The organism is Escherichia sp. TW14182 (assembly GCF_000208525.1).
In the GTDB taxonomy this organism is placed as follows: Bacteria; Pseudomonadota; Gammaproteobacteria; order Enterobacterales; family Enterobacteriaceae; genus Escherichia; species Escherichia ruysiae.
Window position 1 is genome coordinate 1 of the sequence record NZ_AEJZ01000018.1, and the last position, 23134, is coordinate 23134.

22 protein-coding genes are annotated in these 23134 nt (G+C 48.1%); 7 read left to right on the top strand and 15 right to left on the bottom strand.

All coding sequences use genetic code 11. The annotated features are described in order from the left end of the window. Positions 1-447 precede the first annotated feature (447 nt). The 3 genes from EQY_RS0101875 to acrE all read right to left on the bottom strand — a co-directional run bounded on the left by EQY_RS0101875 (position 448) and on the right by acrE (position 5194). Positions 448-669 carry a putative periplasmic lipoprotein gene (locus tag EQY_RS0101875; RefSeq protein ID WP_000825639.1) on the bottom strand — a complete coding sequence of 74 codons (222 nt, stop codon included), beginning with the start codon at positions 667-669 and terminating at the stop codon, positions 448-450. A gap of 251 nt (positions 670-920) precedes the next feature. After that, positions 921-4025 (bottom strand): multidrug efflux RND transporter permease subunit AcrF, encoded by a 3105-nt coding sequence (acrF, locus tag EQY_RS0101880; protein WP_001273192.1) that lies wholly within the window; start codon positions 4023-4025, stop codon positions 921-923. A gap of 11 nt (positions 4026-4036) precedes the next feature. Continuing rightward, positions 4037-5194, bottom strand: coding sequence for a multidrug efflux RND transporter periplasmic adaptor subunit AcrE (gene acrE, locus EQY_RS0101885; protein WP_000160374.1), 1158 nt, complete (start codon positions 5192-5194; stop codon positions 4037-4039). 398 nt (positions 5195-5592) lie between these two features. On the opposite strand from acrE, the gene envR reads away from it, so the two are divergent. Beyond that, positions 5593-6255 carry an acrEF/envCD operon transcriptional regulator gene (envR, locus tag EQY_RS0101890; protein ID WP_001129497.1) on the top strand — a complete coding sequence of 221 codons (663 nt, stop codon included), beginning with the start codon at positions 5593-5595 and terminating at the stop codon, positions 6253-6255. 2 nt (positions 6256-6257) lie between these two features. On the opposite strand, the gene EQY_RS0101895 is transcribed toward envR, so the two are convergent. The 9 genes from EQY_RS0101895 to EQY_RS0101935 all read right to left on the bottom strand — a co-directional run bounded on the left by EQY_RS0101895 (position 6258) and on the right by EQY_RS0101935 (position 13573). Then, positions 6258-6437, bottom strand: coding sequence for a DUF2556 family protein (locus EQY_RS0101895; RefSeq protein WP_010345321.1), 180 nt, complete (start codon positions 6435-6437; stop codon positions 6258-6260). Between the two features lie 83 nt (positions 6438-6520). Beyond that, complete coding sequence (gene yhdJ / locus EQY_RS0101900) at positions 6521-7405, bottom strand: adenine-specific DNA-methyltransferase (protein WP_001258912.1); 885 nt, start codon at positions 7403-7405, stop codon at positions 6521-6523. Positions 7406-7490: 85 nt separating this feature from the next. Next, positions 7491-7787 (bottom strand): DNA-binding transcriptional regulator Fis, encoded by a 297-nt coding sequence (gene fis, locus EQY_RS0101905; protein ID WP_000462905.1) that lies wholly within the window; start codon positions 7785-7787, stop codon positions 7491-7493. Positions 7788-7812: 25 nt separating this feature from the next. Continuing rightward, the gene (gene dusB, locus EQY_RS0101910; protein WP_001219652.1) at positions 7813-8778 is read right to left on the bottom strand and encodes a tRNA dihydrouridine synthase DusB; all 966 of its coding nucleotides are present in this window, start codon (positions 8776-8778) and stop codon (positions 7813-7815) included. A 328-nt stretch (positions 8779-9106) separates the two neighbouring features. Next, positions 9107-9988 (bottom strand): 50S ribosomal protein L11 methyltransferase, encoded by an 882-nt coding sequence (gene prmA / locus EQY_RS0101915; RefSeq protein ID WP_001145823.1) that lies wholly within the window; start codon positions 9986-9988, stop codon positions 9107-9109. A gap of 11 nt (positions 9989-9999) precedes the next feature. Next, a complete protein-coding gene (gene panF / locus EQY_RS0101920) occupies positions 10000-11451 on the bottom strand; it encodes a sodium/pantothenate symporter (protein ID WP_001175701.1) in 1452 nt (483 codons plus the stop codon). Beyond that, the gene (locus EQY_RS0101925) at positions 11441-11683 is read right to left on the bottom strand and encodes a YhdT family protein (protein ID WP_000381170.1); all 243 of its coding nucleotides are present in this window, start codon (positions 11681-11683) and stop codon (positions 11441-11443) included. The genes panF and EQY_RS0101925 overlap by 11 nt, the downstream gene beginning before the upstream one ends. 92 nt (positions 11684-11775) lie before the next feature. After that, positions 11776-12711: a sugar kinase gene (locus EQY_RS0101930; RefSeq protein ID WP_010345314.1), complete on the bottom strand. Its 936-nt coding sequence runs from the start codon at positions 12709-12711 to the stop codon at positions 11776-11778. Between the two features lie 31 nt (positions 12712-12742). After that, entirely contained in the window at positions 12743-13573 is an 831-nt protein-coding gene (locus EQY_RS0101935) for a DeoR/GlpR family DNA-binding transcription regulator (protein WP_000987962.1), read from the bottom strand. 340 nt (positions 13574-13913) lie between these two features. Between EQY_RS0101935 and EQY_RS0101940 the strand changes: the two genes are divergently transcribed. From EQY_RS0101940 to EQY_RS0101965, 6 genes are read left to right on the top strand one after another with little or no spacing between them, the layout of a single operon-like run. Continuing rightward, on the top strand, positions 13914-14768 hold the full coding sequence (locus EQY_RS0101940) for a tagatose bisphosphate family class II aldolase (protein ID WP_000275528.1): 855 nt from the start codon (positions 13914-13916) through the stop codon (positions 14766-14768). A 35-nt stretch (positions 14769-14803) separates the two neighbouring features. Continuing rightward, positions 14804-15694 (top strand): substrate-binding domain-containing protein, encoded by an 891-nt coding sequence (locus EQY_RS0101945; protein WP_000789632.1) that lies wholly within the window; start codon positions 14804-14806, stop codon positions 15692-15694. Positions 15695-15754: 60 nt separating this feature from the next. After that, the gene (locus EQY_RS0101950; protein ID WP_000132900.1) at positions 15755-17254 is read left to right on the top strand and encodes a sugar ABC transporter ATP-binding protein; all 1500 of its coding nucleotides are present in this window, start codon (positions 15755-15757) and stop codon (positions 17252-17254) included. After that, positions 17255-18244 carry an ABC transporter permease gene (locus EQY_RS0101955; protein WP_000137067.1) on the top strand — a complete coding sequence of 330 codons (990 nt, stop codon included), beginning with the start codon at positions 17255-17257 and terminating at the stop codon, positions 18242-18244. It abuts the gene before it with no gap. Between the two features lie 21 nt (positions 18245-18265). After that, a complete protein-coding gene (locus EQY_RS0101960; RefSeq protein ID WP_001045024.1) occupies positions 18266-19228 on the top strand; it encodes a sugar kinase in 963 nt (320 codons plus the stop codon). Beyond that, positions 19225-20271: an aldose 1-epimerase family protein gene (locus tag EQY_RS0101965; RefSeq protein ID WP_001058381.1), complete on the top strand. Its 1047-nt coding sequence runs from the start codon at positions 19225-19227 to the stop codon at positions 20269-20271. The genes EQY_RS0101960 and EQY_RS0101965 overlap by 4 nt, the downstream gene beginning before the upstream one ends. 85 nt (positions 20272-20356) lie before the next feature. Here the strand turns inward: EQY_RS0101965 and accC are convergent, their stop codons facing one another. The 3 genes from accC to msrQ form a co-directional block, all read right to left on the bottom strand. Beyond that, positions 20357-21706 carry an acetyl-CoA carboxylase biotin carboxylase subunit gene (accC, locus tag EQY_RS0101970; protein WP_000884623.1) on the bottom strand — a complete coding sequence of 450 codons (1350 nt, stop codon included), beginning with the start codon at positions 21704-21706 and terminating at the stop codon, positions 20357-20359. Positions 21707-21716: 10 nt separating this feature from the next. Next, a complete protein-coding gene (gene accB, locus EQY_RS0101975; RefSeq protein ID WP_000354618.1) occupies positions 21717-22187 on the bottom strand; it encodes an acetyl-CoA carboxylase biotin carboxyl carrier protein in 471 nt (156 codons plus the stop codon). 395 nt (positions 22188-22582) lie between these two features. Next, on the bottom strand, positions 22583-23134 hold a 552-nt coding region (gene msrQ, locus EQY_RS0101980), incomplete at its 5' end, for a protein-methionine-sulfoxide reductase heme-binding subunit MsrQ (protein ID WP_000630863.1).

Genomic DNA, 23134 nt, shown 5'->3' on the forward strand with positions numbered 1-23134 from the left:
GGGGGGGATGTGTTCATTACATTTCCTGTGAGGCGAAAATTATCGTTATAGGACGTTTGGGAAACGCCTTTTACCTGTCTGTGGCCATCCTCTTATAAGCAAAAGTAGTGCCAGCTTTTGCGCACGATTTCGCGTCGCAATAAGCTGAGTGTAGACAGGAAATAATAAAAACAGCGCCCCGCAATGGTGCGAAAACGAAACATGCGCCACATTTTGGCGCAAAATATTAACTCGTATTTTGCTAAGCAGAATAATGATTATTGGCGTGAGTATCGGTGGAACGGATTTGATTGAAAAATAAATTAATACCTTATTTCGATATAGAGATAATACGACGAGATAAAATGCTTAATTAAAATGGGATTAGCCAGCGAAATATAGCGGTGTTTAACGTATAGGTAGATTCTGTATCGTTAAACAGAGCGCGGAAGTCCGCGCTCTGTTCAGTTATTTTGACAGAGCAATGATCCCCATCGTAAGGCCGGCGACAGCCGCTGCTCCGCCAGCAATAGCCCCGGCAGTTTCCCAGTTATCCTGTGTTGTACCTTTCATACAGGTATTGGTGTGAACCAGGCGTCCCTGATCGTCATAAACCGGAACGCAGGGGGAATCGTGAGCACAGCCCGCCAGCAATGCGGTGAGCAATGCCACAGGAATTAATCTTTTCATGGTGTTACCTCAGTAATAACGCTAACGCTTAATAAGTTAACTCTCTTATTAACGAGCTGAGTACCATTTTATCACTGGAGGTTATAAATCTTGCGGAATGAATAATGACAAATTATGTGAATTGTAAAAATAGTGAAGGGAACATGGGCTACGAAAAGTTTTTAAAGAGTGAGCAGAAGATTATCTTATTAATTTTTATGGTTTTCACTAAAAATAATAAAGGCGCCCGAAAGCGCCTTTATGTTTCTGATTTACCCTTTAAAGCAACGGCGGATCACGACAAAGAACACCGGTACGAAGAAAATAGCCAGCAATGTTGCAGAGACCATTCCGCCCATTACACCGATACCCACTGCGTTCTGCGCACCACTGCCGGCACCATTACTGATAGCCAGTGGTAATACGCCGAGAATAAAGGCGAGAGAGGTCATCAGGATAGGACGCAGGCGCATACGTACTGCCATCAGCGTCGCTTCGACAACACCTTTTCCCTCTTTCTCCATCAGATCCTTAGCGAACTCAACAATCAAAATAGCGTTTTTGGCCGACAAGCCAATTGTCGTTAGCAAGCCCACCATAAAGTAGACGTCATTTTTTTGATTAAAGAGTGTCGCCGCCAGCAGCACGCCGACAATCCCTAACGGCACGACCAACATAACCGAGACAGGAATTGACCAGCTTTCATAGAGCGCAGCAAGGCACAGGAAAACAACCACGAAGGAGATTGCCACCAAAGCAGGAGCCTGGTTGCCCGATAAGCGTTCCTGATACGACATACCTGTCCAGTCATAACCAATGCCTGCCGGTAATTTTGACGCAAGGTTTTCCATCAACGCCATGGCATCGCCGGAACTGGTTCCTGGCGCAGCTTCCCCCTGAATCTCCATTGACGGCAGACCGTTGTAGCGTTCCAGTCGTGGAGAACCATACACCCAATGTGAAGTGGTAAAGGAAGAGAATGGCACCATTTCACCATTGGCGCTGCGGACGTAAAGTTTATCGACATCTTCTGGCAGCATACGGAATTTGGCATCCGCCTGAACATAAACCTTTTTCACACGGCCACGGTCGATGAAGTCGTTAACATAAGTCCCACCCAACGCCGTAGAAATGGTCTGATTGATGTCAGAAAGCGAAACGCCTAATGCCTGCGCCTTTTCCTGGTCAACTTCAAGTTTGAATTGCGCGGTATCTTCCAGGCCATTAGGGCGCACACTGACTAAGCTGCCAGGATGTTGCGCCGCCATGCCAAGCAGCTGGTTACGAGCCTGGGTTAGGGCATCGTGACCCAGCCCTGCCTGATCAATTAACTCAAAGTCAAAACCCGTTGCCGTGCCCAGTTCAACAATAGCAGGCATATTAAACGGAATGACAAAACCGTCGCGGATCTTACCCAATTCCATTTTGGCGCGATGGATAACCGCTTCCGCGCTGTTTTCCTCACCACTACGTTCTTCCCATGGTTTCAGGCTGACGAAGGCCATCCCGGCGTTTTGCGCCTGGCCGCTGAAGCTAAACCCGTTAACCGTAAAGACACTTTCAACGTTTGCTTTTTCATTGTGCAGGTAGTAATCCGTCACCTGATCCAACACTTTTTGCGTCCGCTCTTGCGTCGCGCCAGCGGGCAACTGAATCATGGTCAGAAAGACACCCTGATCCTCTTCAGGCAAGAAGGAAGAGGGAAGACGTAAAAACAACACCACCATTCCAGCAACAATCAGCGCATAGATCAGTAAATATCGTCCTGTGGAACCGAGGATTTTGCCGACGCTGTTGGTGTAGTGATTAACGCTATGATCGAAGGTAGTATTAAACCAGCCGAAGAAACCGCCCTTATTTTCGTGATGCTCAGCAGAGACGGGTTTGAGCAGCGTTGCACATAACGCCGGGGTGAGAATCAATGCCACCAGAACAGAAAGCGCCATTGCCGAAACGATGGTGATAGAGAACTGGCGATAAATTGCCCCGGTAGAGCCGCCGAAGAATGCCATCGGAATAAATACCGCTGACAGCACCATCGCGATACCCACCAGTGCGCCCTGAATTTGCGACATTGATTTTTCCGTCGCTTCTTTTGGCGGGAGCTTATCCTCCATCATTACGCGCTCGACGTTCTCCACCACCACTATCGCATCATCGACGAGTAGCCCAATGGCAAGCACCATCCCGAACATCGTTAGTGTGTTGATGGAGTAACCAAAAGCGGCGAGGATGGCAAACGTCCCTAACAACACCACGGGCACAGCAATGGTGGGGATCAGCGTTGCTCGCATATTCTGCAAGAACAGATACATCACCAGGAATACCAGCATAATGGCTTCGAACAGCGTTTTTACCACTTCGTGAATAGAAAGCTGGACGAATGGCGTGGTGTCATAAGGGTAGAGAACCTTCATTCCCTGCGGGAAGAATGGCTGTAATTCCGCCAGTTTTGCCTTAATGGCTTTCGCGGTATCGAGAGCGTTCGCACCGGTTGCCAGCTTAATACCCAGACCCGCCGCCGGTTTACCGTTGATGCGAGCGATAACGTTATAGTTTTCACCGCCAAGTTCAACCCGTGCGACATCTTTCAGGTGCACAACCGAACCGTCGCTGTTCACGCGCAGGGTAACTTTGCCGAACTCTTCCGGATTTTTTAATCGCGTCTGAGCAATAATTGAGGCGTTCAACTGTTGCCCTGGTAAAGCAGGTGTTCCGCCCAACTGTCCGGCAGCAATCTGATCGTTCTGCACTTTCAACTGGTTAATTACATCAACCGGCGTCAGCTTATATTTGTTCAGCAGATCGGCGTCCAGCCAGATACGCATCGCATACTGTGCGCCAAAGAGTTGCACGTCACCAACGCCATTCAGGCGGCTAAGCGTATCTTTAACGTTAGAGGCCACATAGTCCGAGATATCGTCCTGTGTGGTGTCTGGGTTATCAGAGACAAAGCCCGCCACCATTAGATAGCTGCTACTGGATTTTTCAACGCTGATCCCCTGCTGTTGAACTTCCTGCGGCAGCAACGGCGTAGCGAGCTGGAGTTTGTTCTGCACCTGCACTTGCGCGATATCTGGATCGGCTCCGGACTGGAAGGTGAGGGTAATTGTCACGCTACCGGCGGAATCGCTGGTCGAGGACATATACATCAGGTTATCGATACCATTCATATTCTGTTCGATAACCTGCGTCACCGTATCCTGTACGGTCTGCGCATCAGCGCCCGGATAGTTTGCCGAAACAGAAACCGCAGGCGGCGCAATGGTTGGGTACTGGGCGACGGGCAATTGTAGGATCGCCAGTGCGCCCGCCATCATCAGAATAATGGCCAGCACCCATGCAAATATCGGTCGTCGAATAAAAAAGTTTGCCATGTCAGATTGCCTTACTTCGATGCAGTATCTGCGGGGGTATCGGTAGTGGCTTTAACCTGCTCTCCCGGGCGCGCTTTTTGCAGGCCGCTGACAATGACTTGATCGCCAGATTTCAGCCCTTCGCTAATCAACCATTTATCGCCAATCGCCTGGCTGGCAACGACAGGACGCGCTTCAACCTGACTTTTATCGTTAACAATCAGCACGGTTGCGTCACCACGCGGTGTGCGGCTAACGCCTTGTTGCGGGATAAGAATGGCATCGGGTTGTACACCTTCATTAATCCGTGCGCGCACAAACATACCCGGCAAAAGCGTATGTTGTGGGTTAGGGAAGACGGCACGTAGGGTTATGGAGCCGGTGCTTTCATCAACGGTCACATCGGAGAATTGCAGTGTGCCTTTTAGGGGATAGGTTTGACCGTTTTCCATGACCAACTCTACGTTGCTGGTGGCGTTTTCCTTATGCAAATTCCCTTGCACTACGGACTGCTTCAGCCTCATAAAATCGTTGCTGGATTGGGTAACATCGACGTAGATAGGATCGAGCTGCTGGACAGTTGCCAGTTCGGTCGTTTGCCCGTTAGTGACGAGCGCACCTTCGGTCACAGTAGATTTGCCGATGCGTCCGCTAATTGGCGCAGTCACTTTGGTATAAGCGAGATTGATTCGGGCGCTTTCGACGGTGGCTTTTGCCGCAATCACGGCGGCATCGGCCTGGCGAGCATCAGCAATGGCTTGATCGTACTCCTGCTGACTAATGTATTTCGTTCCCACGAGTGGAACGTAACGTTTTACCGTCAAATGCGCGATGGCGGCGGCGGCTTCACTTTTCGCCAGTTCGCCCTTCGCGCTGTCATAACTTGCCTGATAGGTCGCTGGATCGATCTGGTACAGGGACTGTCCTGCCAGCACATCGCTACCTTCAGTGAAATTACGATTCAGTACGATCCCACTAACCTGTGGGCGAACTTCAGCGATACGGAAAGCGTTGGTGCGGCCTGGTAATTCAGTCTTAACTTCTAGCGGGGCCGTTTTCACAACATGAACGGTAACCTGCGGTTCACCGACGTGAGCTTTCTCTTCTCCCTTATCGTTACAACCCGCGATTAAAGCAGCGGAGATCAGAATAGAGGAGGGCAGGAGGAAAAACCTGGCATGTTTCGTCATTACTATTCCTCAAAAAACCAAAAGCGCGTTATTTACCCAAAAAGGCAACGCGTTAACTCGCAGAAAGAAAAAATACAGTTCGCTATCCTACAAATTATCATTCGTCGATGTAAGGAATAGTTATGAATACTGGCGTCTAAGGCACATAAACACAAAAAAAGATTAATATTCTAATGTTTTGTTTTGCCGTTAATTGAAATGAGATGAATTGCTTTCACTTAAAATGAAATATGCATTCATTAAATGAATGCATATTGGCTAAATGATAGGTTTGAATTATTTGACGATTTATAGCAACTCAATATTAGCCTCTCGTATAAATATGCGTTAGGTGATAGATTACCCTTCGCTATTTTCTCATCCTGTGTCGAATATATTTATTTTCTGAATAATTAATCATGGCAAAAAGAACCAAAGCCGAAGCCCTGAAGACCCGGCAAGAACTGATTGAAACTGCCATCGCCCAGTTTGCGCAGCATGGTGTAAGCAAGACGACACTCAACGACATTGCCGACGCCGCTAACGTCACACGTGGCGCTATCTACTGGCACTTCGAAAACAAGACCCAACTGTTTAATGAGATATGGCTGCAACAACCATCATTGCGGGAGTTAATCCAGGAGCGACTGGCGGCAGGGTCAGACCATAACCCGTACCAGCAATTGCGTGAAAAACTGATTGTTGGCTTGCAATATATTGCCGAAATTCCCCGCCAACAGGCATTACTACAAATCTTATATCACAAATGTGAATTTAATGATGAGATGCTGGAAGAGGCAGTAATACGCGAGAAGATGGGCTTTAATCCGCAGACTCTGCGCGAAGTATTGCAATCATGTCAGCAACAAGGGTATGTAGCTAAAAGCCTCGACTTAGACGTCGTAATGATTATTATTGATGGTGCCTTCAGCGGTATTGTTCAAAACTGGTTAATGAATATAGCGGGTTACGATCTTTATAAACAAGCACCCGCATTAGTCGATAATGTATTAAGAATGTTTATGCCAGATGAAAACACAACGAAATTAATTCATAAAACAAATGAATTAGGTATCGTATAAAGTTACATTCTATTGTGAAAATCCAGTTCGTCACAGTTAACCAGTTTTAGCGGATTAACCGAGTTCATATTGCGACATTTGTCTGTTTCTGTTGCCAGTAGTTCAATCCACTGCATCAGTAAGGTATCAAACAGAAAAACGGAGACAGCGAAAACGACGAGCCACCAATACTTGCGAATCATTACCTGAGCCTGTGCATGTTTAACCAAGTCTGGCAGGAAATATACACGAAATGAATAATCTGAAAACCAGGCTTACACTTCCTTTACTTTGCAATGAGATCGGGGTCAACTTCGCTGATCCGGCTTCGTTTTGACAGGTTGCCGGTCTTTCTTTTTTTCACTTTCGCCAGATCTTCCACGGAGTAATGTGACACGACATCCAGCCGTCGAAGTCCCATCTTGATGTACTCGCTGTTAATCTCAATACCAATGAATTTTCGCCCGCTGGCGACGGCTACGGCGCCGGTAGTAAAGCTACCGGCAAACGGATCGAGAACGACATCGCCAGGGTTGGAAGAAGCGAGAATTATGCGCTTCAGTAATGCTTCCGGTTTTTGCGTCGGATGGTTTTCATATTCATCCATCAAATAACGCACGCGCGGAAAATCCCAGACATTACCCGGTACTTTTTGGTGATTGTAAGGCTGTGGAGGATTTTTGCGATAATCGATCAACGCGCGTTGCGCACCGGTTTTAGCTTCAACCAGAATAGCATCACCGTTGAACGTGTAGTTCTTTGCATCTTTCACCATCATCAGGATGGGTTCGTACATGGAGCCATAGTGTTTCTTCGCCTGCACCCCAGAACTGTCATATGACCAGACGATGCGACTTTTGATGGTAAAGAACTTGCGGCACTGGATATCGATAAAGGGCATGTTTTCCGTGCTGTTCATGATGTACATGCTGCCCTGTTTTTTCAGAACGCGGTGGCACTCTGCAATCACTTCAAACAGCCAGTCGATAAACAGATCTTCTTTCCAGGCTTCGATCAGACCATCAAAATTTTTACCGATGTTATAAGGTGGGTCGGCAAAGATCAGATCGATGCTTTCGGTGGGTAGTTTTTTAAGCTCGGCAAGCGCATCACCGTGAATAATGGTCTTAGCTTCATTACCAAACCGGGTCGGTTCACATCCTGTTCTCATGGTCACTCCCTTTGTGACACCTATAAAAAAGGCGCTTCCCCATGCCGAGTAGCGCCTTTTTAATCAAGCATTTAGCTAACCTGAATTAGTTCATGCCGTACTTTTTCAATTTTTTACGCAGCGTACCACGGTTGATGCCCATCATCAGCGCAGCACGGGTCTGGTTACCACGGGTGTATTGCATCACCATGTCCAACAGGGGCTGTTCTACTTCAGCCAGTACCAGCTCATAGAGGTCATTCACATCCTGACCATTCAGTTGAGCAAAATAGTTCTTCAGTGCCTGTTTAACCGAGTCACGCAGGGGTTTTTGGGTTACCTGATCCTGAGAGTTAACGGTAGAAACGGTCAGTACGTCAGAATTTACGCGTTGTTCGAACATAGTTCTGTCAGCTCTTTATTTCTGTTTACGCAAAATTTTCGAAGTATGCCTCCAACGCCTCCAGCTGTTCGCTGGCATCCTCAATGGCGTTGAATGTGCGCCGAAACTGGTCATTTGGAGCGTGTTCCTGGAGATACCAGGAAACGTGTTTACGTGCAATTCGGTATCCTTTTGCCGGACCATAAAAGTCATGCAGTTCCCGAACGTGCGCGCAAAGCAAGCGCTTAACCTCTGCCAAAGGCAGCGGGGGCAGCAACTCCCCAGTGTCCAGATAATGCTGGATTTCCCGAAAGATCCAGGGTCTTCCCTGAGCTGCACGGCCTATCATCAGAGCATCCGCCCCTGTATAGTCGAGCACAGCTCTGGCTTTAAGCGGGTCAGTAATGTCGCCATTCGCGATAACCGGAATGGAAACTTTCTGCTTAACTGCCCGAATACTGTCGTACTCAGCTTCTCCATTGAACAAACAGGCGCGTGTACGGCCATGAATGGTCAGAGCCTGAATGCCACAGTCTTCAGCCAGTTGGGCAATCTCTTCACAGTTACGGTGTTCCGGCGCCCAGCCGGTGCGAATCTTCAGGGTAACAGGAACGTCCACTGCATTGACGACCTCGGTAAGGATCGATTTAACGACATCCGGGTACTGCAAGAGGGCTGAACCTGCGAGCTTGCGATTCACTTTTTTAGCCGGGCAACCCATATTGATATCAATAATCTGGGCACCGCTTTCCACGTTAATACGTGCTGCATCTGCCATTTCTTTCGGATCGCTACCGGCAATTTGCACGGTACGAATACCGGGTTCATCAATGTGCACCATCCGTAAACGAGATTTGTCGCTTTCCCAAACCTGAGGGTTAGAAGACATCATCTCGGATACTGTCAATCCGGCTCCCATCTCGTAGCACAACGTCCGAAAAGGTCTGTCTGTAATGCCAGCCATGGGCGCTGCGATCAGGCGATTTCTGAGCTGATATTGTCCGATGCGCATGAGTTAAGAAATGACCATACTGTGACTGCAAGGCGGCGTATATTACGCATTTTTTGCACGAGATGAAAGGCCAAACTTTGACCAATCCTCTGAGATGGATCAAAGAATTGCATTTAAAATGAGCGTGGCGCGATAATTACTCATAAAAATCATCATATTAGAAAATAGTGACTAAAATTTACACTCCAAGAAATTTGAGTAAGTTCTCAATTTTTCTTTATGAATGAAAATTTTGGCACGCAAAATTGCGTAAATAATCAGCAAATTTACGTGCCTTTTGTGACCTTGCTCGCACTTTGCTCTGCATCACCATGCGGTGATGCGAAGGTTAATTCTTACGACCGGTAATGCGACACCACTCTTCTTTTTCCACAACCGGGTCGAGCGTGAAGTTAGCTGCATAAGCCTCACAAACGCTCTCTGCCTGGCTTGCCAGAATACCGGAAAGGCCCAGCAAACCGCCTGAAACCGGCAGGACACTGATTAACGGTGCCAGTTCACGTAATGGGCCTGCCAGGATATTAGCGACCACCACGTCGGCTTTCATTTCTTCTGGCTGATCTTTCGGGAGATAGAGTTCCAGACGGTCAGAAACGCCATTACGTTCGGCGTTGTCGCGGCTGGCCTGAATCGCCTGCGGATCGATATCAATACCAATGGCTTTTGCTGCACCCAGCTTCAGCGCCGCGATAGCCAGAATGCCGGAACCACAACCAAAGTCGATGACTGTTTTACCGGTTAAATCGAGGCTGTCGAGCCATTGCAGGCACAGAGAGGTTGTTGGATGAGTCCCTGTACCAAACGCCAGCCCTGGGTCTAACATCACGTTAACCGCATTTTCGTCCGGCACATCACGCCAGCTTGGGCAGATCCACAGACGTTCACCAAAGCGCATCGGGTGGAAATTATCCATCCATTCGCGCTCCCAGTCTTTATCTTCCAGTTGTTCGATTTTATGCGCGAAGCCTGCGCCGAGCAGCGGATGGTTTTCCAGAATCGCCACCACGTCGTTCATATCGGTTTCAGCGTCGAACAGACCTATCACATCGGTATCGCCCCACAGGCGAGTTTCGCCAGGCAGAGGCTCAAACACCGGCGTATCGTGGGTGTCCTGAAAAGTGATAGAAACGGCACCTGCTTCCATCAGCGCATCGCTAAGATCTTCTGCGTTCGCGCCGGTGGTGTTCAGTTTCAGTTGGATCCAAGGCATGGCAAAACTCTTTATTTATCAGTAGTCAAAACGGTAGCTTGCGGGACGGATGTACCGAAACGGTTTCCGACCAGGAAAGCCAGCAAACTTAGCAGTAACGAGGGCACGATAGGGTGGAAGCCCAGGTACTGAATATTCAGCGTCGCAAGTACGGCATACAGCACGCCGCCGACGATCATCGCACTTAGCGCGCCTTTGGCGTTGGCGCGTTCCCAATAAAGACCCAGCACCAGCGGCCACAGGAAAACGGCTTCCAGTCCACCGAAGGCCAGCAAATTCAGCCAGATGATCATTTCTGGCGGCTTCCAGGCGGCAAGCAGCAGCAACGCGCCGAGAACTAACGTAATTACTGCCGACATCCGCTTCAGACGCGTCTCATTTTGCATTTGATCCGGACGGATATTCAGATAGAGATCTTTAATGATCGTAGCGGAACTTTGCAGCAATTGGGCGTTGATTGTTGACATGATCGCAGCCATTGGTGCAGCAAGGAAGATCCCGGCAGCAAACGGTGGCAGCACTTTTACCATCAGCGTCGGGATCACCAGATCCGGCACGGTGAGATCGGGGATCACTGCACGACCTAACGCTCCGGCAAGGTGCATTCCAAACATCAGGATCGCCACTACAACCGTACCAATGATGATCCCACGATGTACTGCTTTACTGTCTTTATAAGAGATGCAGCGTACCGCAGTATGTGGCAGACCAATCACGCCAAAGCACACCAGCACCCAGAACGACGTCATAAAGGCAGGTGACAGAATATCGTCAGCACCTTGTGGCGTAACCAGTTGTGGATCGATGGTTTGCAGCGTCTCTACTGCGTTGCTTAAGCCGCCAGCAGCATGAACCACGCCGACCAGCAGCACAATGGTGCCAATCAGCATCACCAGTCCTTGCATGGTGTCGTTCAGCACGCTGGCGCGAAAGCCGCCAAAGGCGGTATACAACGCAATACTAATACCGAAAATCAGCAGCCCGGTTTCATAAGGAATACCCGCAGCGGTTTCCAGCAGGCGCGCACCGCCGATAAACTGCACGGTCATTGCACCAACGAACGCAACCAGCAAACTCAAACTCGCCAGCCACACCAGAAGACGGCTCTGGTAGCGGGCAAACAGCATATCGTTCAGCGTCACCGCATTGTAGCGGCGCGCGAGAATCGCGAACTTTTTGCCAAGAATACCGAGTGAAAGCCATACCGCAGGCAACTGGATCATCGCCAGCAACACCCAGCCCAGCCCGTATTTATAAGCAGCACCTGGCCCGCCGATAAACGAACTGGCACTGATATAGGTTGCGGTGAGCGTCATCGCCAGCACAATACCGCCCATAGAACGGCTGCCGAGGAAATACTCATTAAGGAACGTGCCCGCGCTCCGTTTACGCATCGCGTAGACAGAGATCCCGAACACCACCACCAGATAGGCGACTAGCGGTAGAATTACTTCAAGCTGCATCGTCATCCTCCAGCGGGATATCGCGATAGATAAATTTTACCATTGCCCAGCACAGTCCAATAAACAGCAGCGGCGTCAGGATGCAGGCCATCTCAAACCAGCGCGGAAAGCCGGTAAAACCGGGGGCTACGCCAGGTAAGTAAGCGGCTACTAACCATACTGCCAGATACAAAAGGGTCAGCCCCAGCGCCCAGCGCGCCTCTTTATGGGCCTGAACAAAACGAGTGTCCACGGAAGGGGTCCTCCTCATGGGGGGATACGAGAAACGGGCAATTCTACGGCAAGTCTTCAGGCAGGGAAAACAATCTGACAGAAAATTGCCGTTCAGTGCCGTTGCAAAAAGTCTTCAATGTCAGCCAGTGAGGATATCCCTTCCATCGGGCCTTGCTGCATTACGGCGAGTGCGCCGCTGGCGTTAGCATATTGTAACGCCTTGTGTGCCGGGAAACCCGACAAGAAAAGAGTGACAAAAGTAGCGCCAAAGCAGTCGCCAGCACCGGTTGGATCGATGATTTCGCTATCGTGGCCTGCAATATGCTGGGCGTGTAATGTCCCGTTTTTTAGTTGGTAATAGCTGGCTCCACGCTGGGCGCGTTTTATCGCCACATGTTTTACGCCGCCGTGGAGAAGATCGCTAACAATCTGTTCTTCTGACAGATTTTTGTGACGGGCGAAGAAAGGGAGTTCGCTTTCGCTTGGGATAAAGATATCTGTATATTCAATTAAATAATCGAGAGCCTGCGCCATTTCGGGAATACTCAGCATCTCTTTGCGAATATTGGGGTCGAAAGAGACGGTGCCGCCAGCAGATTTGATCGTTGTTATCGCTTTGCGCATGACATCGATCATACGAAATGAGAACAGTGATGAACCCACAATGTGCAGATGATTACACTGTCTTAGCAAATCCTTATCAATGTGCCCGGCAGTAAACAAACCGCAGGCACTATTAGGAATATTAAAGACGAAATCCCGTTTCTGCGGATTTTGATAACTGACAAACGCTGTGCCTGTTACAGCATTGTTCATTATGTGGATACCATCGGTAATGACACCTTCATGACGCAGGCGTTCAATAATGAGACGGCCAAAATCATCGTTACCAACGCAACCGAAGAAAATAGCCCGCCGGGACAATTTTGCTACCTGTGCAGCAAAGATTGCTGGTGCGCCGCTGGGAAATGGCCCGATAAACTCCCCTGGCTGAGTGAATTTTTGTTGTGGGTTGCGGGACAAAAACTCGGCCAGCAATTCTCCCATAGCGCAGATGGTTATTGTCACAAAACCCCTCTCATTCCTGAAGCCTTTCGCGATTGGACCAGGTAAAGCAGTCATTGCTGGTATAAAGAATAACGAAATCAGCAGACTGCAATTGCTGCTGATATCGTTCGTTCATGCTGCGACTGACAATCACATTTTCTGCCTGATGAAGATGTCCGATAGCAGCCGTCGATGAATCGGTATTGGCAGTGACGATTACTGTCTTATTCTGGGCATTGTCAAAACAGAGTTGCCAGGCGGCGGCAACTCTGGGGGTATTGATATTCAGAGTACCATCTGCATCCAGATGACTGATTTCCAGAATGCTATGGGTAATGGTGAAATGCTGAAGCGCCTGTTCGAGCGGTTTTCCCGCCAGTGCGGTGTCAGGGCGCAGCATTTCACTGCCAGCCAGAATTATTTCGCCATCAATAAACTGATTTGCCAGCAGCGCATGTTCGGGATCGTTAGTGATCAGACGCAGTTTTTTTACTTCGCTGAGTAATGGAATGATCTTGCGGCAGATTGTTCCATGTCCAAGAAATAGCGTGTCACGATCGCTGATAAGGCGGGCACAATGCCGCGCAATTTCCATTTGTTGGGTCAGAGACAATATCGTAATGGGTGGTGCCGATTCAGGTTCAGGGGCGAGTGGTGTCGCAATGGCACCACCAAAAGAACGCTTTAAATACCCCTGTTGCTCCAGATAACTGAGATCGCCACGGATTGTCACGCCAGAGACGCCAAGTTGAGCAGATAAGTCATCAACTTTGATTTCACCCTGGGTAGCAACAATTTCTGCAATTTTTAATCTTCGTTTCAGTAGGTTAGATGATTTTCTCGGCACGTTAACACTCATCATTGGCCTTTAATGCGTAACACTATAGCCCCTTGTATTTTTCTTTGAAAGTTACCCTTCAACGTTATCTACATTTTGAAAATAAAACACTGGATAAAAAAACAGCAACGCAATGTATTTAATTTATTGAAATTAATAAGAAATATTTTTATTGAGATATTTTTGTGATGGTTTCGTTTATAAAGTAAAAACCAACTTTAGTTATATCTTGTAAGTTATTTTGACGATATTCGACATGCATCACGCTTTTTGGCGCTTTTGCTGTGCTACTTTGCTTTCAAAATGAAAGTAATAATTCTCTTTCTTCGTTTTGTAAGAAGAACGCCGAAAAACAGGAGCCGCGATGTACATCATTTCAAGCAAAAATATGCTGAAAAAAGCCCAGTCAGAGGAATATGCCGTCCCCGCTTTCAATATTCATAACCTTGAAACATTACAGGTTGTCGTTGAGAGCGCCGCACAACTTCGCTCTCCCGTTATGCTGGCGGGAACACCCGGTACTTATCGTTATGGCGGTGTGGGAAGTTTAATTTCGTTAGTACAATCTCTGGCTCATGAGTACCGCCTGCCATTAGTCCTGCATCTCGACCACCATGAAGAGAGCGATGACATTTTTAATAAAGTACGCGCAGGGATTCGTTCAGTCATGATTGATGGTTCTCATCTGCCGTTTGAAGAAAATATAGCGCGGGTGAAAGAAGTCACTACGTTTTGCCACAGCCTTGATGTCAGCGTCGAGGCTGAACTGGGCCGCCTTGGCGGGCAGGAGGATGATCTGCTGGTGGATGAAAAAGGTTCGGCTTATACCTCACCTGTTGCAGCCGCAGAGTTTGTACAACGCACACAAATTGACTCCCTGGCGGTAGCAATAGGCACTGCACATGGCTTGTATGCGAATGAACCACGTCTGGATTTTGCCCGGCTGGAACAAATTCGTCAGTTAGTGGATGTTCCGTTGGTGTTGCATGGCGCTTCGGGGTTATCGGAACAGGACATTCAGCACTGTATCCGCAGCGGTATCTGCAAAGTGAATGTTGCGACAGAACTGAAAATTGCTTTTGCCGATGCGTTAAAAGGATATTTCTACAACAATCCGGCGGCGAATGATCCTCGCCATTATATGCAGCCAGCAAAAGCCGCTATGAAGGAAGTCGTTACGCGCATTATCGGCGTTTGCGGCAGTGAAGGAAAAATTTAATACGTTGTACCCTACAAAAACAATGAGGACTGTTTATGAAAAATATTAAATTACTTGGCTCGGCAATGTTGGTGAGTCTGGCGTTGTTCTCACAAAGCTCATTAGCAAAAGAGTATAAAATTGGTGCATCATTATTAACGCAACAACATCCTTTTTATATCGATCTTGCGAATGCAATGAAAGAAGAAGCTAAAAAAGATAATGTCAATTTAAGCGTTTCTATTGCCAACCAGGATTTAAATAAGCAACTTTCAGATGTCGAAGATTTTATTACTAAAAAAGTGGATGCCATTATTATATCTCCAGTGGACTCTAAAGGTGTACAGGCTGCGATAATTAAAGCCGACAAAGCTGGTATCCCTGTTATCACTGTTGATGTTGCTGCGGAAGGTGTTCCGGTAGTATCGCATGTTGCGACCGATAACTACGCGGGAGGTGTTGAAGCGGGCAAGTTAATGGGAAAACTATTGAACGGTAAGGGGACTGTAGCCATTATTTCTTACCCGGCACTGCAATCGGTAGTTGCGCGCGTCGATGGCTTTAAAAAAGGGTTAAGCGATACACCGGAGATTAAAATTGTTGCTGAGCAACCGGGTATTACGCGTGCTGAAGCGTTAACGACGGCACAAAATATTATGCAGGCAAACGCCAACCTGAATGGGCTGTTTGGTTTTGGTGATGATGCCGCACTGGCAGCGGTTATAGCGGCGAAATCTGCGCATAACGACAATATCAAAATTATCGGTTTTGATGGCATGAAAGAAGCGCGCGATGCCGTAGACAGTGAAAAAACCTTTGCCGCAGTGATTCGACAATACCCGGATCAAATGGGCGCTAAAGCGATTGATGCCGCTGTGGATCATCTCAATGGTAAACCGGTAGAAAAAATGATCCCGGTACAACCCGGCGTTTATACAGGTAAATAATAAACATCTTCAACTCACAACAAAACGTCATCGGCGTTTTGTTGTGACACCGAGGTCATTATGACGGATGTTATTCTTGATGTTTCGCATATTGCGAAGACATTTGGTCATGTTCAGGCGTTAAAAGATATTACACTCTCCTTACGCAAAGGGCGGGTGCATACTTTATTAGGCGAGAATGGAGCGGGTAAGTCGACATTAATGAAAATACTCGCTGGAGTTTATCCGCCAACTCAGGGAACGATAAAACTACGTGGTGAAACCATCACCATTAATAATCCACAACATTCACGCCAGTTAGGGATTGCTATTATTTTTCAGGAATTAAGCCTGAGCAACAATATGACAGTGGCGGAAAACATTTATGCCAATAATGAACCACGCCGTTTTGGCATTATTAACGATAAAAAAATGCTCGCAGATTGCCAGAGTCTGCTCGCGGAACTGGGCATCCCACTGGATCCGCTGGAAATGGTCGGCAATATGTCGATGGCGCATCGTCAACTGGTAGAAATCGCCAAAGCATTAAGCTACGCGGCGGATGTCGTGATTATGGATGAGCCGACATCTTCGCTCAGTGATAACGAAGCAGAGATTTTGTTTAATATTATTGAAAAGTTAAAACAGCGAGGATGTGCGGTTATTTATATCTCTCACCGCATGGATGAAATTATGCGGATTTCGGATGATATTTCAGTGATCCGCGATGGTGAATATATTGCAACGCATGAAAAGAAAAACAGTGATATCCAGCATTTGATTGCCCAGATGGTTGGGCGGGAAATGAAAAATATCTGGCCAGCACGTCTTGGGGAAAAGCCGGATGAAAATGTTCCTGCAAAACTGGAAGTAAAAAATCTTTCCCATCCTTCGCTCTTTAAGGAGGTTAATTTTGCTGTTCGCCCGGGGGAAGTGCTGGGATTTTTTGGCCTTGTAGGTGCCGGGCGTTCTGATGTTATGAAGGCGCTGTTTGGCCTTATTCCGTACCACGGAACAGTGTTGATTGATGGCAAAGAGGTCAGGATCGCTAATCCCAAACAGGCCATTGATCATGGAATTGCTTTCGTAACGGAAAACCGCAAGGAAGAAGGGTTGGTGCTGATGCACGACGTCAATATGAACACGCACCATGTGGCGTTTCAATATAACGCTTCGCGGATGGGACTCATTAATCACCGGCAAGAAGAGGCGAGAACGGTTAAATCTGTCGCCAGAATGAACACAAAAGTGAGTTCCGTACATCAGGCTGTGGGGGCGCTGAGCGGCGGCAATCAACAAAAAATCGTGTTATCGAAATGGCTGGAGAAAACCCCGCGAATTTTATTGCTTGATGAGCCAACGCGCGGTGTGGATGTCGGCGCAAAATTTGAAATTTATAACGTGATACGCCAACTGGCGGCGGCGGGGACGGCCATTATTCTGGTATCTTCTGAACTGCCAGAGGTTATGGTGCTAAGCGATCGTCTGGTGGTGATGCGTAATAAAACAATTGCCGATATTTATTCATGTGAAAATTTAACGCAGACGCAAGTAATGACCGCTGCAACAGGAGTGCGCTAAATGACAGAGAAAACTCTCTCCAGTCCAAAACGTTCTGAAATTTCCATCGCAAATAGCTTTAAAAAAGTCTTCAGGCAATATGGCGGTATCCTCAGTGGAATGGTGGTGTTAATCATTCTGTTCAGTTTTATTAATGACAGTTTTTTTACCACCAATAACATCACCAACATCATTCTTCAGGTGTCGATAATTGCAATTACCGCCTATGGAATGACTTATGTTCTTTTACTTGGCGATATTGATTTATCGGTCGGTTCAACTATTGCATTGATTGGTACATTTGCTGCGCTTGGGGCTTCATGGGGAATTCCATTTATTTTATTGGTTCCATTATCCATTATTGCAGCACTGGCTCTGGGGATGATAAATGGTGGCTTGACGGCTATAGCGGGTATCCCTTCGTTTATTGTTACTGTTGCTACCATGGGAATATTTCGAGGCATTGCTTATATTGTCACTGACGGTATGCCTGTCATGATTAAAAATGATGCCTTTCTGGCGCTGGGGAACGGTGAATTTCTCTATATACCTATTCCTATCTGGATATTAATAATCTTATTGCTGGTTAATCATTTTATTCTTACTAAAACAACCTTTGGTCGGAAAATATATATTACCGGCGGTAATAAAGAAGCGGCAATCTATTCGGGTATTAATGTAACTCGCCTAAAAATTAAAGTCTTTATGATTACGGCGGTGTTGGCAGGCATTAGTGGGATGATCCTCGCCTCGCGCCTTTACTCAGGGCAGCCGAATTCCGCACTTAGCTACGAGTTGGATGCCATTGCTGCTGCCGTATTGGGGGGCACCAGTCTCAACGGTGGTTATGGCACGGTGGTGGGTACGGTGATCGGCGCATTAACCATAGGCATTATTAATAATGGTATGAACTTAATGAACGTTCCCTATTTCTACCAGATGGTGGTTAAAGGATTAGTCATTCTGGTAGCCGTTTATTTTGACGTAAGAAATAAAGGAAAACGCAGCTAATTATTTCAAGGAATTAATCATATGAATAAGGTCTTCACAATTGGAGAAATTCTGGTTGAAATTATGGCGAGTAAAATCGGTCAGCCATTTGATCAACCTGGCGTCTGGAACGGCCCTTATCCCAGTGGCGCGCCAGCTATTTTTATTGACCAGGTAACACGTCTGGGGGTTCCATGCGGTATCATTAGCTGTGTGGGGAATGATGGTTTTGGCGATATTAATATTCATCGCCTGGCGGCTGATGGTGTTGATATTCGAGGGATTTCCATCTTACCTCTGGAGGCTACCGGTAGTGCTTTTGTGACGTATCATAAGTCAGGCGACCGTGATTTTATTTTTAACATTAAGAATGCCGCGTGCGGTAAATTATCAGCGCAGCATGTTGATGAAAATATTCTGAAGGACTGTACCCATTTTCATATTATGGGCTCATCCCTGTTTTCATTTCATATGGTAGACGCAGTAAAAAAAGCAGTAACCATCGTTAAAGCAAATGGTGGTGTTATTTCTTTCGACCCTAATATTCGTAAAGAGATGCTCGATATTCCAGAAATGCGCGACGCCCTCCACTTTGTTCTTGAGTTAACGGATATCTATATGCCCAGCGAGGGCGAAGTGTTGCTCTTGTCGCCACATTCGACGCCGGAGCGTGCAATCGCTGGTTTTCTTGAAGAAGGTGTTAAAGAGGTGATTGTGAAGCGCGGCAATCAAGGTGCCAGTTACTACTCCGTGAATGAGCAGTTTCATGTTGAGAGCTACCCGGTGGAAGAAGTCGACCCAACCGGTGCGGGAGACTGCTTTGGTGGTGCGTGGATTGCCTGCCGCCAGCTAGGGTTTGATGCCCATCGGGCATTGCAATACGCCAACGCCTGCGGTGCACTGGCGGTAACCCGACGTGGCCCAATGGAAGGAACGTCTCGCCTTGCTGAAATCGAAGCATTTATTCAGCGCCATAGCATGACTATTCGGGAAGCCGCGCAATGAATAATGAAATATGGCCGTGGATAGGCGATCTCTCGCAGGTTGCCGGGATTAAACACTATGAATTACGTAGTGGCAGAGCAAAGGGCACGGAAGCGTTTGATGTCCGCACAGGTGCGGGGCTGGCGTTTACGGTGGTAAAAGATCGTGCGCTGGACATTGCCTGGGCCAGCTATAAAGACACGGCGCTTTCTTTCATCACCCCCAACGGCATCGTCGCGCCAGCTTTTTTTGAGCCGCATGGCAACGGTTTTTTGCGTAGCTTCTATGCGGGATTATTAACCACCTGCGGGTTAAGCTACATCGGTACGCCCTGTGAGGATAATGGTGAAACGTTAGGATTACATGGGCGCCTGGCTGCGACACCAGCTGAAGAGGTGGGGTATCGCACAGAACGAACCGACGACGGTATTGAATTTATCATCAATGGCAAAGTGCGGGAAACGCGGCTGTTCGGTGAAAATCTGACGCTTGAGAGAACCATTCGCTGCCGCTATGGCGAAAATGTGCTGCGCATTGAAGACAGGGTTACTAATCAAGGTTTCACCCGCCAGCCGCTACAAATTCTCTATCACTTTAATTATGGCTGGCCTTTATTATCGCCACGGGCCGAAATATTGCTGTCAGCGAAAGGCGTGACGCCACGGACTCCGCGCGCGGTGGAAGGGTTAGCCAACCATCTGGAGATTTGTGCCCCGCAGCCAGGTTTTGACGAGCAGGTTTACTATCTCACGTTGAATAGTGACGATGACGGAATGAGTAAGGTTGCGTTGGTGAATGCCGAACTGGGATGGGGAATTTACGAAAAATTCGACACCCGGCAGCTACCCAATTTTATCCAGTGGAAAAATTTAGGCGCGGGTGAATATGTTATGGGACTGGAGGTCAGTAATAGTTTTCCTGACGGGCGTGATAAAGAACGAGCGCAGGGGCGTCTGCCCTTTATTGAGCCAGGGGAAACAAAGACATACAGCTTTGAGCTGGGAATTGTTGATGGCGATGCTGAAATTAGTGCGTTGAAAGCGGAAATTGCAGGCTACCGTTAGCGGCAATAAAAACGCCGGGCAGTGTTAACAGGCCCGGCGTGAATGCATTCATTGTTAAACGCGATGAAAGCACCGCGCATCACAATTATTTTTCCTGAAGACCGAGTTTTTTCTCCAGATAGTGGATGTTAGTGCCACCATGCTGGAAGTTCTCGTCGTTCATGATGCGGATCTGCAGATCAACGTTGGTTTTGATACCGTCGATGATCAGCTCCTGCAGCGCATTCTTCATGCGAGCAATCGCCACGTCACGGTTTTCACCGTAGCAAATCAGTTTACCGATCATTGAGTCATAGTACGGCGGCACGGTGTAGCCAGCGTAGATATGAGACTCCCAACGCACGCCAAAACCGCCAGGTGCGTGGAAACGGGTGATTTTGCCCGGGCTTGGCAGGAAGGTATTCGGATCTTCGGCGTTGATACGGCATTCCACCGCATGGCCGCGAACGTGAACTTCTTCTTGCTTGATCGACAGCGGTTGACCTGCCGCGATACGCAGCTGTTCTTTGATCAGGTCAACGCCGGTGATCATTTCAGTAACCGGGTGTTCTACCTGAATACGGGTGTTCATTTCGATGAAATAGAACTCGCCGTTTTCGAACAGGAACTCGAAAGTACCTGCACCGCGATAGCCGATATCAACACACGCTTTAGCGCAACGTTCGCCGATGTAACGACGCAGTTCTGGGGTAATGCCCGGTGCTGGTGCTTCTTCGACCACTTTCTGGTGGCGGCGCTGCATGGAGCAGTCACGTTCCGCCAGATAGATAGCGTTGCCCTGACCGTCCGCCAGTACCTGGATCTCGACGTGGCGAGGATTTTCCAGGTATTTCTCCATGTAAACCATATCATTGCTAAAAGCAGCTTTTGCTTCCGCACGGGTCATGGAGATAGACTGCGCCAGTTCAGCGTCGCTGCGCACAACGCGCATACCGCGACCGCCGCCGCCACCGGAGGCTTTGATAATCACCGGATAACCAATGCGTTTTGCAATGGCGCGGTTTTTATCCATATCGTCGCCCAGCGGGCCGTCAGAACCCGGTACGCAAGGAACGCCAGCTTTTTTCATTGCTGCAATTGCAGACACTTTGTCGCCCATCAGGCGAATAGTGTCTGCTTTCGGGCCGATGAAGATAAAGCCAGAGCGTTCAACCTGCTCGGCAAAATTGGCGTTTTCGGAAAGGAAGCCGTAACCCGGATGGATTGCTACTGCGCCGGTGATTTCAGCGGCGCTGATGATAGCCGGGATGTTCAGATAACTTTTTACTGACGGAGCCGGGCCAATACAGACCGTTTCATCTGCCAGTAATACGTGTTTTAAATCGCGATCCGCGCTGGAGTGCACAGCGACAGTCTTAATGCCCAGTTCTTTACAGGCACGAAGAATACGCAATGCAATCTCGCCACGGTTGGCAATAACAATTTTATCCAGCATGTTCGCCTCGTTACTCGATGACGACCAGCGGCTCGTCAAATTCTACCGGTTGTCCACTTTCGACCAGAATTGCTTTCACAGTACCGGATTTGTCTGCTTCGATCTGGTTCATCATTTTCATGGCTTCAACGATGCACAGGGTATCGCCCACGTTCACTTTCTGACCCACTTCGATGAACGCTTTCGCGTCCGGGCTTGGGGTGCGATAGAAAGTACCAACCATTGGGGAACGTACGATGTGACCACTGATTTCCGCTGCTGCTGGCGCTTCCATGGAAGGAACGGTCGCCGGAGCGGCTGCGTTAGATTGAGCTGGCTGCTGCATCATCGGTGCAGCGTAAGCTTGTTGCATCATCGGGAAACTAGCGGCAGGTGCTGCACGGCTGATGCGTACTGACTCTTCGCCTTCAGAAATTTCCAGTTCAGAGATGCCTGATTCTTCAACCAGCTCGATCAGTTTTTTAATCTTACGAATATCCATGAGTGGGTTCCGTACTCTTTGTTTAGTGTGATTGTGACAGGCGTTTCACCGCCGTCTGTAAAGCGTATGCCCCGACAGCTGTATGCATAGCGATAAATTCCAGCTGACCGGGACGCCGGTCTATTTTGCCCCAGAGCGTCAATGTGAGACTTGACGGACATTGTGCAGCGATCTGCTGCTATCCTCCGGCAAAAAACAAAATATACCTTCGTTGCGCCATTGTCACCTTTTCCGCAGCTTAAAAACCGCGTTAGGGAGAACGAAGTCGCACATTATAACGATTTCGTAGCAATTGGCAGCTAAATACTGGTCTTATCAGGGAAGATAATCAACAGCTAACATGTAAATAACTTTCAACGCCGCGCATTTTGCAACAAGCCGCACAGTTCATGAAATTAGCGCCACCATTGACGGAACTTCTTAAAACGTAAGGCTAAAAGTAATAAAGCCAGCCCGGCGTAGATAACCGGCTGTGGTGAGATAATCTTCACTGACCACAGATAATGTATGGGAGCCAGGATCGCGACCAGATAGACGAAGTTATGCAACTGTTGCCAGCGTTTGCCTAATTTTCGCTGCATCGCCTGCGTGGAAGTCAATGCTAAAGCCAGTAAAATCAGCCAACTGACAATTCCGAGCGTTAAATAAGGTCGGGTGATTAATTCCTGACCGAATAACGTCAGATTATTCACGCCCAGTTCCAGTAAGGCATAACTGGTTAAGTGCAGCGTTGCCCAGACGAAACACCATAAACCCAGCAGGCGGCGGGTGCGTATCAATAAGGGCTGTTTAGCATAGCGCGCTAATGGCGTAATTAATAAGGTCGCCAGCAAGAATTTCAGCGCAGTCCGACCGGTAAAATGTTGAATATCTTTCACCGGGTCGGCGCTTAATCCGCCATGATTAATTGCCCATACCAGCCAGACAAACGGCAAAAATCCGGCAAG